We start from the raw sequence: 11,209 nt of genomic DNA on the forward strand, positions 1-11,209 counted from the left end.
GTCCGCCGGTCGTTCGATCAGCCCGCGGGCCTCGAGCTGGGGGTGTTCGAGGGCTTCGGCCGGCGTACACACCGGCCCGACCATCGTCTCGTCGGAAAGCACCTCAAGCCAGTCCTCCCGCGAGCGGCTCGCGAACAGCGACTCGAGTTCCTCGCGGACCGCCTCGAGCTCGGCCGGGTCGTCGGTGCCGTGAACGTCGATCAACCCCTCCCGTCCGGTCTCCTCGCAGAACGCCGCCCAGAACTTCGGCTCGAGCGCCGCGAGCGTCACGTAGCGCCCGTCGGCTGTCTCGTACACGTCGTACCAGGGGTACCGTCCGGTGAGCGCGGTCTCGCCGGGCCGGGGATCGTCGCCGGTGAGCGCCTCGTGGGAAATCGCCTGCGAGAACGAGGCGACCACGTCGGTCATGGCCACATCGATATACTCGCCGCCGTTGCCGAGTTCGCGAGACAGGAGTCCGCCGACGATGCCGAAGGCCGCGAACAGCCCGCCGCCGAGGTCGCCGATCTGGTAGCCGGGGAGCTGCGGTGCCATCGCCTCGTCCTCGCGAGTCATATCGAGCAGCCCCGCGAGCCCGACGTAGTTGAGGTCGTGGCCCGCGCGCTCGGCGTACGGCCCGGTCTGACCGTAGCCCGAGAGCGAGCAATAGACGAGATCCTCGTTGTACTCGAGCAGCGTTTCGTAGTCGATCTCGAGCCGTTCGGCGACGCCCGGTCGGAACTGTTCGAAGACGACGTCGGCGTCCGCGACGAGTCTGTAGAAGGCGTCCCGACCAGCCTCCGATTTCAGGTCGACGGCGATGCTACGCTTGCCCCGATTGACGCTGTCGAACAGCGCGCCGACGCCGCGGTCCGTCGTCGGCGGTGTGTACCGCGCGTAGTCTCCCGCGTCGGTATCTTCGACTTTGATCACGTCAGCGCCCGCGTCGGCGAGCAGTTGCGTCGCGTACGGGCCCGGAAGCAGGCGGGACAGGTCGAGTACTCGGACGGAATCGAGCTGCATGGTACCACGACCCGGTCATCTCTCAAAAGCCTACTGTCGGTGGCCGGCCACAGTTCGCGCCGCTCCCGTCCCGTCAGTCGTCGTCCTCCACCGTCAGTCGTCGCCCTCGAGTTGCACTAACTCGTCGACGTCCGGGATATCGGCCGTGGCGTCCGTGATCTGTTGCATCCGATCGGTGTGCTTGTCGACCGCGTAGGCGGCCAGTCTCCCGTCCTCGAGGCCGACGCGCTCGTCGGGGTCGTCCGGCTGGAACCGCTCATCCTCGGTGATCCCCTGCACGAGCGGGAGGAGTTCCTCGACCGTCTCCTCGATGATCGCGGGGTCGACGCCCCCGGCGATGAGCTTCTTGAGCTGGTTCATCCCGAAGCCGACGTGGCGGCCCTCGTCGCTGCGGATCTTGGTGAAGCCCCGGACGAGCCCCGGCAGGTGCGGCAGCTCGTCGAACTCGCCACCGTAGGAGGTCTGCATCCCGTAGTAGCCGGTCTGGGCGAGGATGCCCTCGACCGTGAGGTGGTAGTGGCAGTACGCTCTGGCTCGGTTTTCGGGCGTGTCTTCCTCGAGCAGCCGGAACTGCGCCTTCCGGTTACGGTCGAACAGTTCGATGTACGGATCGTTGAACCACCGTTCGTGGCGCGGGTTCGATCGTTCCCAGCCCAGTTCGTCTTCGACCGTCCAGACGACCTCCCGCCAGTAGCGGTCGAAGAAGTCCGCGTGCTTGGCCTCCTCGTACAACTGGGTCGTCAGGAACAGCTGATCGTCGATATCGTCGAGTACCGCCCCCAGCGGCGCGAGATCCTCGGTGACCGCGTCCTCGCCCGCGCCGAACTTCGCGATGCCGTTGAGGGTGCCGTACCACGACTCCCGGTCGTACGACTCCGAGGCCTCGATGAACTCGAGGAGGTTCTCGACGTCTCGCTCGAGGTCGATCTCGCCGGGGTCCCAGTGTCGCTCGACCGCGTTTCGATAGTAGCGGTTCGATCTGGACTCCCGGTCCATCATCGCCGTCGGCGTGTACTCTGTTTCCATATCCCACATATGTCGACTCGACTATTAAATGTGCGGTCGCTGTCGGGTATGCTCGACCCGCGAGGACTCCGTTCGAACCGTGTCGGCTGATAGCCGACACGGGGACGGGGGTGCGGTCCAACGGTCAGTCGCCGCTCTCGCCGGCGTTCGCTCGCGGGGTGTCCCCGTTCGCGTCACCCGAGGCGCGTTGCGCCTCGCTCTCCTCGACGCGCTCGTGGACGTCGAGCGTGGTCATCGTTCGGTACGTTTCGATTCGGTCGGTCCTGGCGAGTCGGTATCGGTAGTAGACGTACGCGACGCCGAACCAACCGATGAGGACCACGCCCACGACGGGTCGCTGGAGGAGCGTGACCAGCCAGAACGCGCCGGTGGCGACGCCCCCGCCCAGCACCGCGAGGAGGAGCCCGCGGTATCGGCGGAGTCGAAACGGAGCGTTGGCGTAGTGTGCCGGGAACTCCCGCGGCAGGTTCCAGAGGCCGATGGCACAGAAGAAGTACGCCGTGAGGCTGGCCAGGCCGATGAACACGGAGAGTCCGACGATTTCGTTCGCGAGGGGGACGAGCGCGAACGGGGGGACACCGAGTACGGCGACGGCGTAATGGGGCGTGTCGAACCGGGGATGAATCTTGGACAACGACGCCGGGAGAATGCCGTCACGGCTCGCGCGCATGAGCGTTCGGGAGAAGACGAGCAGCGTCGTATTCACCGTGGTGACGACCGCGAAGATCGCGCCGGCGGCGACGACGTACTCGCCCCACCAGGGGAGATATCTCGAGGCGGCGAGCGCGAGATCGGCCTCGTTCCCCAGTTCCGCGTACGGAACGACCCCGACGAGGACGGCGATCAGCCCCACGTAAAACAGCACGACGATACCGATACCGAGCCCCAGTACGAGCGGGATCGTCCGCCTGGGGTCCTCTATCTCCTCCCCGAGTTCGACCAGTAACCCGAATCCGAGGAACGGGTAGAACAGCGCCACGACCGCGAGCCCGAACCCGCCGTAATCCGGGAAAAACGGGGTGTAATTGGCGGTATCGATCGCGGTCGCACCGGGGACGATGAACGTCAGGAGCGCGACGACGAGGCCGACGAAAAAGACGATCTGTACCTGCGCGACGACCCTGAGCCCGACGACGTTGACGAGCAAGACGAATCCGAGCAGGACGTAGATGAGCCACATCGACGGCACGTCGAAGAAGATTCGGGTGTACTCGGCGAAGCCGGTCGCCGTAATGAGCAGCGACGCCCACGCGACGAGGGGGATCGTGAACGGGACCAGAAACCCCCAGTAAGGGGCCGTGAGCCGAGAGATGTAGACGTACAGGCCGCCGGCGACCGGCATCGCCGAGCCGAGCAAGGCGTTGTACAGGACGACGAACCCGGCCGGGATCGCTGCGACCGTGATCGCCAGTACGAGTGCCGGCCCCGCGGTTCCCGCCAGCGGCCCCGGCAAGACGAATATCGGGACCGAAATCGCGTTCCCGACCAGGAGCGCCAGTACCCCGACGATGCCGATGCTCGAGGAAAGAGTCTTCCCGTCGCCGTCGGTAATCGTGCTCATTCCGTCGCCGAACGATCCCTGCGGCGGCGACGAATCGCGTAGTCGCGGAACCGCCGCCCGACGACGAACCCGACGATACCGCCGAGGAACGGTGTGAGGACGAGCAGCGCCTGAACCGTCAGTACGGGGAGCACGATCCCGACGCCGAGACCGACTACGAGTCCGCCTTCGGGGTACTGCGCCGCGGCTACCTCGCGCTCGACGTCGTCCATCTCCGCCGGATCATCGCGGTACTGTCCGATTGCCATGTTATGCTCAACCATGCCAATGATAAAATATCTTCGGGTATCTGACACCCGGAGAGAGCGCCGACGAACCGAGTTGCCACGACAGTTGACAAGAACTAAGTCGATACTCGTGAAGGCTGGTGGCATGGCACAACAGAGCGCTGCCGTCGTCGGCGGTGGCATCATGGGCGCCGGCATCGCACAGGTACTCGCACGGAACGGCTACGACGTGGCCGTCCGCGAGATCAACGAGGAACTGGCCGAAGAGGCCGAGGAACGGATCGTCTCGGGCAACTACGGACTGGACGACGCCGTCGAGGGCGGCTATCTCTCCGAGGACGAAAAGGACGCGGTCCTCGAGCGACTGACGTTCACGACGGACCTCGATGCGGCGACCGACGGGACCGACTTCGTCATCGAGGCGGTGACGGAAGATCTGGCGATCAAGGGGCAGGTCTTCCGCGACCTGGACGAGGTCACGGACGACCAGCCGCTGTACTCGAATACGAGCGGCTTCGCGGTGACCTCGATCGCCAACGCCGTCTCCGACCCGTCGCGGGTCGCGGTGACGCACTTTTTCAATCCCGTCGCGGTCATGGACATGGTCGAGATCGTGCGAGCGCCCGAAACCGACGAGGCCGTCGTCGAGCGCGCCGAGGAACTGGTCGACGAACTCGGGAAAACGCGTGTCACCATCGACGACGATCCCGGCTCCTACGGCTTCCTCGCCAACCGCTGTCACGCGGCGATGCGCGAGGAGGCCCAGAAGATCGTCGACGAGGGAATCGCCACGGAGGAACAGGTCGACAAGGCGCTCGAGGACGGCTACAACCTCCCCGTCGGTCCGTTCTCGCTGGCCGGTCTCGGCGAGGAGTGGGACTGAGGGCTGTTTCCACAGCGGTGCGGACTCGTTTCCGCTTCGGACCGACGAACCGATATGCGGCGGCGCGCGCTGAACCGCAGTGAGCGGCGAGCGAACTGCGGTTCGATACTGCGCGAGGGATGAGCGAGCGGTGCGAGGGATGAACGTAGTGATTTCCTCGAGAGCGAACGGTGACCGACGGGAACCGTGAGCAGCGAGCGAATCGGCTGGGGAGGGCGTGGCAATTCCGTGCCGCCACGGTAGCAGGACGCTCTCCGTTGTCGGTTCTACCCACCTTCAACGTCTTATTTTCGACTGGAGAGTAGAGTGCGCTGCTATCGTGGCAACGAGGGATTCCACATCCTCCCCAGCCGATTCACTCGTTACACTCGCTCATCCCTCGCGCAACGTCGATCCGCGGCTCACCGTCGGTTCGCCGCGAAACAGCGCGCGCCACCGCAGGTCGAAAAATCGGACGGGAGTGAGACGGCGGTCGCCGCCCTGTTCCGTTACTTGCCTTCGAACTCGGGCTCGCGGTCCTCGCTGAACGCCGCCGCGCCTTCCGCGTGGTCCTCCGTCTTGAGCAGTTCCGCGAAGAGCTGGCTGTCGTACTCGAGGCCCTCCTCCAACCCCGTCTGAACCGCCATGGCGGCGGACTTCTTGATCCCCTGGACCGCCAGCGGTGCCTGTCCGGCGAGTTCGGTGACGAACTCGTCGACCTCGTCCTCGAACTCGTCGTCGCCGTAGACGTGATTGACGATCCCTTCCGCGCCCGCTCGCTCCGCCGAGATGTGTTTCCCGGTCATCGCGAGCTCCTTCGCGACGGCGGGGCCGGCCAGTTTCTCGACGTACTGGACGCCGCCGGCACCGGGGAGGATGCCGAGATTCACTTCGGGGAAGCCGAACGTGCTTCCCTCGCTGGCCAGCCGGAAGTCACACGCAAGCGCGGTCTCGAGGCCGCCGCCCAGACAGTAGCCGTCGATCTTCGCGATGACCGGGACCGGGAAGTCCCTGATGAAGTCGTAGTGGGTCCTGGCCGAGGTTCCGCCGGCCGAATCCGACGAAAAGCCGCCGATGTCCGCCCCCGCACAGAAGGCCTTCTCGCCGGCGCCCTCGAGAACTACGGCGCGCAGCGCGACGCCGTCGGCGTCCTCGTTCCGTTCCTCGAGGGACTCGAGCCCCGCGATAATGTCGTCTCTGAGCTGGCCGTTCAGCGCGTTCAACGCGTCCGGCCGGTTCATCGTGATCGTGCCGACGCCGCGCTCGTCGTCGTACTCCACCAGGACAGTCTCGAGTGAGTGGTCCATGTACGGTGGTCACGGGCAACAGTCAAAAAGGTACACTGTTCGCCGTCACAGGGGTCGCGAATTCGCTCTCCCGACGCCCGAAACGGACACCGATTACTCGTCGTCGGACGAAGCGATCGGGAGCGAGCCGACGATGTGATCGGGTGCTCGAGTCGCGCGCAGAGCCGTCGGTGACGGCGGTGGGGAATAGCGAGAAATATATCAATATTGTCACTATGGTAAATATATTTCGTTTATTACGTATCTAGCCGTTCCGTTCCAGAAACCGATATCGGGCGAATAGCCGTCTGAATCGGGTGTCTATGAGATTTCTATCAGTGTGGAAATGAGCCGGTCGTGGTCGGGACGGAGACACCAAAACCCACTCATGTGGACCCAAACGGCCGTTCAATCCCACTCGCTGTTATCAGTGACACGAACTTAGAATATAGAACATGATTAATATCTCTCATAGTCAGTAGGAAGGGACGAATCGTTTCGACGAACGACGGACGATACTGCGTGCAGCTCGAACGCTGCTCGAGTACCAGTACGAACGAATTCGTCCGCTTCGAACACCCGCTTCGAACGCCCGCTTCAGAACGCCGGCTCAGAACTCCCCGCTCAGAACGCCCGGAGGTCTTCGAGCACGGCTTCCGCGCTGCCGTCGGCAATGACCTCGCGTGCCCGCTCGAGTCCGTCCTCGAGGCTGTTGACGTCCTGACGGGCGTGCATCCGGAACGCGCCGTTGAGGGCGATAGCGTCGGCGAAGTGTCCCTCGCGGTCGCCGGCGAGGACGGCCTCGGTGATCGACGCGGAGTCGGCCGTCACGTCGTCGACCTCGAGGTCCTCGGCCTCCATCGCCATGCCGTAGTTCGCGGTTTCGACCTCGTAATCCTCGAAGGAATTCGCACCGTCGTCGGCGTCTCGGTCCCACTCCGCGACCTTCGTGTAGCCCGGACGGATGTCGTCGTAGCCCTCCATTCCCTGGAAGAAGATGGCGCGGGAGTACTCGAGTCGCTCGCTCTCGGTGATCGTGTCGGTCAGCTTCTTCGCGAACGCGAGGTGGTAGAACGAGCCCAGGTGGACGTCGGCGTTCGCCGGGTTCGCGATCGTTTCGATCGTGTTGACGAACGTTCGGACTCCCATCTGATCGCGCCGGTCGTAGAGGTCGTGCACTCCGGGGTTGAACGCGGGCTGGTAGTAGAACCCGAAGCCGGTCTCGTCGACCATGTCCGCGCTTTCGCCGGGCTCGAGTTCGGTTCGGACGCCGAGCTCGTCGAGGACGTGTTTGTACGCCGTTGCCTTCTGCGTCGGGACCCGATCGCCGGAGTGGACGATGATAGGGGTGCCCGCGGCCGCGGCGACGACGCCGGCTCCGACGCCGAGGACGGCGGAGCTGTGCTTGCCGTCGTAGTTCGCCCCGCAGTCGACCGGATCGCACTCCGGTTCGGCGGTGACGACCGACTCCTCGCGCATCACATCGGTGTAGGCCGCCAGCTCCTCGGGGTTGTTTCGCTTCCAGCGGTTGGCCAGCCAGAACGCGCCGAGCGTCGTTTCGTCCGGTTCGCCCGCCAGAATGCGCTGAAACGCTTCGCGAGCCTGCTCGCGGGACATGTCGTCGGCCGACTTCGGGCCGGAGCCGACGACCTCGGTCATGAGCCGCTCGAGCGGCCAGTCGCCGAATTCCTGGGTTGCGTGCGCCATGTTGTGTCCCCGTTGGGCCGGATCGCGCAAAAGCCTCCCGCTTCTGAAGCCTCGAACGCGCCGAATCACGAATCCCTGCGACTCGAGACGTCGATCGCGCGTCGGGAGCCCTCGTCTCGAACTCGCCGCCGCCGGGACGGCTCGACACCTGACTGCACCTTCGACATTCGTCGTCTTCGGCGTCGATAGAACGCCGACCGTCACCATCGACGGGTCGCCGAGAAGAGAGACGGATCTCGACTTGGCGGGTGATGGTCCTTCTCACGCGCGAGCGGACCAAGTCTACAACACTCCAAAATATCTGCTATATATAATACTATTCAAATTGGTATTATTTCGGAAGACGACCCTCCCGTTACCTATCGATACCGATCGTCCATAACGGCGACTGCAGTGTGCTCGCTTCGGTCCGCAGTAATTCACGAAACGGTCAGTATCGAGGATTTCGATACGTCTCCCCGAGTACAGCGCCCTGAACGCCCGCTTCGTCCGCTGATGGCGTCCGTCTCGTGGGTGATCGAGGAAGCGACGATTCCAGGGATGTGACGGTCGAATACGCCGTTGATGTCTTTGTGACCCACGGTGTCCACCGGTCGATCGCCTCGGGACCCCGGTCGGTGTCGTGGATCGCGCTATCCGAATTGATTGGACGACAGCCCTACCATAACTAAATTTTGGTATGTATTGATTTATAATTGATTTATGATACAATTCCCGTCGACGCTCGTGGTCCGCCTCCGAGACTCTCGAGCAGGGAAGCGATCGACAGCGACCACTCCCGATGTCAGGTACAACGCCGTTCGATCGGACCGACACGTTTCGGTTCCGGTTCGACTCGAACGATCAATCGGCCGATTCGTACTGCTCGAGTTGTTCGAGGAGTTTCGCGTCGCGCTTGGCGACGACGGTATCCGGATCCGCGTCTTCCCAGTCGTAGACGCCGCGGCCGGTTTTCAGCCCTAACTCACCCGCATCGACCAGGTTGGTGACGACCGGATTCGGTTCGGTGCTCCGGTCGAGGTCGGACATGAGATACGACTCGATAGCGTAGTGGACGTCGAGTCCCGACTGATCGACCTTCTCGAAGATCCCCATCGACGGCAGTCGGAACCCGAAGCCCGCCTTCACCGCCTTGTCGATATCTTCGGCGCTCGCGATCCCGCGGTCCAGCAGCGAGAAGGCCTCGTAGCACATCGCCATCTGGATGCGGTTGCCGATGAATCCCGGTACGTCCTTCTCGACCGTGATGGCCGTCTTTCCAAGATCGTCGAGAAACGCCGTAAGCGCCGCCGCGAGTTCGTCGCTCGTCTCTTCGCCTTTCACCACTTCGACGAGCGGGACGATGTGCGGGGGATTGAACCAGTGCGCGCCGAGGACCCGTTCAGGGCGGTCCACTGCGGCGGCGATTTCGGTGATCGAGAGCCCGGACGTGTTGGACGCGAGCACCGTCTCCGGGCCCGTCAGCGCCGAGAGCTCGTTGAACACCGCCCGTTTGACTTCGAGCTCCTCGGTGACGGCCTCGATGACGAGGTCCGCGTCCGCGACGACCGCTTCGAGATCGGTCGATCGAGTGAGCGCCTCGAGCGCCTCGTCGGCGGTCCGCTCCGAACGCCCGTGATCGCGGAGGAGTTCGATCGACTCGCGGACGCGGTCGCGGCTCGCTTCGAGCCGATCCGCATCCTGATCGTGTAATCCGACGTCGAATCCCCCGCTCGCGAACGTCGCGGCGATCCCGTGGCCCATCGTCCCGGCACCAACGACTGCGATTCGATCGGGGTCGAATTGATCGATCATCATCGCCCCTTCGCCCAGACGGCTGTAAAATCCACCGGACGTGTTCCGCCGTTTCGTACGTTCTCGAAGCCGATACCGTCGGCTATCGCCGGCGGGGCGGGGTCGTGACGCCGACGCGGTGCGAGCTACGTGGGACGACTGGCTCGATCGGCGTGCGGACGTGTCGTCATTCCTGCGGTCCGTAGTCGGAACTGATGTCCTCGCGGAGGCGCGCCTCCGCCGAGAGCTGGTGGGCGTGAGTGCCCTCGAGTTTGCAGATCTCGGCCGCCCACGGGGCGATCCGAGCGGCCCCTTCCTCGGTCGCTTCCTGGTGGGTCAGCGTCTTGAGGTAGGTCCCGACGGTGATGCCGCCGCTGTAGCGCGCGACCTCGAGGGTCGGCAGGCTGTGGTTGGTCCCGACGGCCTTGTCGCCGAAGACGACCGGCGAGTGCTCGCCGAGGAACAGCGAGCCGTAGTTAGTGAGATCGTCGACGATCGACCGCGGGTCGTCGATCATCACCTGCAGGTGCTCGATCGCGTAGTCGTTGGTGACCTCGATCGCGTCGTCTCTGGTGTCGGCGACGACGACCTCGCCGTTTTCATCCCAGCATTCGCGGGCGACGTCTTCGGTACGCAGGCTCGAGGCCTGTTCGTCGAGTGCGTCGACGGCCGCCTCGGCGACGTCGCGATCGGTCGAGACGAGGATCGGCCGCGAGTTGGGGTCGTGTTCGGCCTGCGCGAGCAAGTCGGTCGCGACCAGTTCGGGGTCGGCCGTCTCGTCGGTGAGGATCAGCACTTCCGAGGGGCCGGCGAGGAAGTCGATGCCGACGTGGCCGAAGACCTGTCGCTTCGCTTCCGTGGTGAACACGTTGCCGGGACCCGTGATCTTCGCGACGCCCGGCACGGACTCGGTGCCGTAGGCCATCGCACCGATCGCCTGCGCGCCGCCGATGCTGTAGATCTCGTCGGCACCGGCGCGGTCCATGGCGTACAGCTGAGCCGGCTGGATGCTCCCGTCGTCCTGCGGCGGTGCGCAGGTGACGATCCTGTCGACGCCCGCGACCTCAGCGGGAACGATCGACATCGCGGGCGCGGCCACGAGCGGATGGCGACCGCCGGGAACGTACGTCCCCGCGGACTCGACGGGAACGATGCGCTGGCCGAGGCGGACGCCCTCTTCGAACTCCGTCTCGAAGCCCTCGATGTGCTCGCGCTGCTCCTCGTGGAACGCGCGGACGTTGTCGATCGTGTTATCGATCGTCTCCTTCTCGGCGGCGGTCAGTTCCTCGCCCGCCGCTTCGATCTCTTCGTCGCTGATGCGGAATTCGTCGATGTCGACGCCGTCGAATCGCTCGGTAAATTCGAAAACGGCCTCGTCACCGCTGGATTTCACCTCGGTGAGGATATCGTGGACTGCGTCCGTTACCTCCTGATCGATCTCGATCGAGGCGCTACCCGCCTCTTTCAGGTACTCGATTGAATCGGACATACGTACGAATCTGTTATCCTTCCGGGCGCTATAAAAACCAAGGATCGGAGTCGTGGCCACCGCGTCACCGGTTGCAGCTACGGCCGGGAGGAGGAGTTATTGTCCACCCGCAAAAACGGACCCGTATGCACGACGAACGAACGTTCATCGTGACCGGCGCGAGCGGCGGTATCGGCCGAACGATCGCACTTCGATTGCTCGAGGAGGGTGCCAACGTCGCCCTCGCGGCGCGTAGCGCCGGCGTCGAGGAGACGGCGGCGATGGCCGACGCGGCCG

General features: G+C 64.4%; 10 protein-coding genes. 2 read left to right on the forward strand and 8 right to left on the reverse strand.

The annotated features are described in order from the left end of the window. From PGX04_RS12230 to PGX04_RS12245, 4 genes are all read right to left on the reverse strand, one after another. On the reverse strand, positions 1-1,002 hold a 1,002-nt coding region (locus PGX04_RS12230; protein WP_273738767.1), incomplete at its 3' end, for a CaiB/BaiF CoA transferase family protein. Positions 1,003-1,095: 93 nt separating this feature from the next. Further along, positions 1,096-2,028: a ferritin family protein gene (locus PGX04_RS12235; protein WP_273738768.1), complete on the reverse strand. Its 933-nt coding sequence runs from the start codon at positions 2,026-2,028 to the stop codon at positions 1,096-1,098. 124 nt (positions 2,029-2,152) lie between these two features. Beyond that, a complete protein-coding gene (locus PGX04_RS12240; RefSeq protein ID WP_273738769.1) occupies positions 2,153-3,589 on the reverse strand; it encodes an APC family permease in 1,437 nt (478 codons plus the stop codon). Next, the gene (locus PGX04_RS12245) at positions 3,586-3,837 is read right to left on the reverse strand and encodes a hypothetical protein (RefSeq protein ID WP_273738770.1); all 252 of its coding nucleotides are present in this window, start codon (positions 3,835-3,837) and stop codon (positions 3,586-3,588) included. Before PGX04_RS12245 ends, PGX04_RS12240 begins: the two co-directional genes overlap by 4 nt. Before the next feature lie 124 nt (positions 3,838-3,961). Here PGX04_RS12245 and PGX04_RS12250 point away from each other — a divergent pair, with 124 nt between their 5' ends. Beyond that, entirely contained in the window at positions 3,962-4,699 is a 738-nt protein-coding gene (locus PGX04_RS12250) for a 3-hydroxyacyl-CoA dehydrogenase family protein (RefSeq protein WP_273738771.1), read from the forward strand. A 488-nt stretch (positions 4,700-5,187) separates the two neighbouring features. On the opposite strand, the gene PGX04_RS12255 is transcribed toward PGX04_RS12250, so the two are convergent. The 4 genes from PGX04_RS12255 to hisD form a co-directional block, all read right to left on the reverse strand. Then, complete coding sequence (locus PGX04_RS12255; protein ID WP_273738772.1) at positions 5,188-5,985, reverse strand: enoyl-CoA hydratase/isomerase family protein; 798 nt, start codon at positions 5,983-5,985, stop codon at positions 5,188-5,190. A gap of 603 nt (positions 5,986-6,588) precedes the next feature. Next, on the reverse strand, positions 6,589-7,671 hold the full coding sequence (locus PGX04_RS12260; RefSeq protein WP_273738773.1) for an anthranilate phosphoribosyltransferase: 1,083 nt from the start codon (positions 7,669-7,671) through the stop codon (positions 6,589-6,591). An 843-nt stretch (positions 7,672-8,514) separates the two neighbouring features. Next, positions 8,515-9,465: a 3-hydroxyacyl-CoA dehydrogenase family protein gene (locus tag PGX04_RS12265; protein ID WP_273738774.1), complete on the reverse strand. Its 951-nt coding sequence runs from the start codon at positions 9,463-9,465 to the stop codon at positions 8,515-8,517. 166 nt (positions 9,466-9,631) lie between these two features. Then, positions 9,632-10,933, reverse strand: a complete 1,302-nt coding sequence (hisD, locus tag PGX04_RS12270; protein WP_273738775.1) for a histidinol dehydrogenase — start codon at positions 10,931-10,933, stop codon at positions 9,632-9,634. Between the two features lie 125 nt (positions 10,934-11,058). Here hisD and PGX04_RS12275 point away from each other — a divergent pair. After that, positions 11,059-11,209, forward strand: a 151-nt coding sequence (locus PGX04_RS12275) for an SDR family NAD(P)-dependent oxidoreductase (protein WP_273738776.1), incomplete at its 3' end; no start/stop codon positions are given.

This window comes from Natrinema soli (assembly GCF_028618695.1).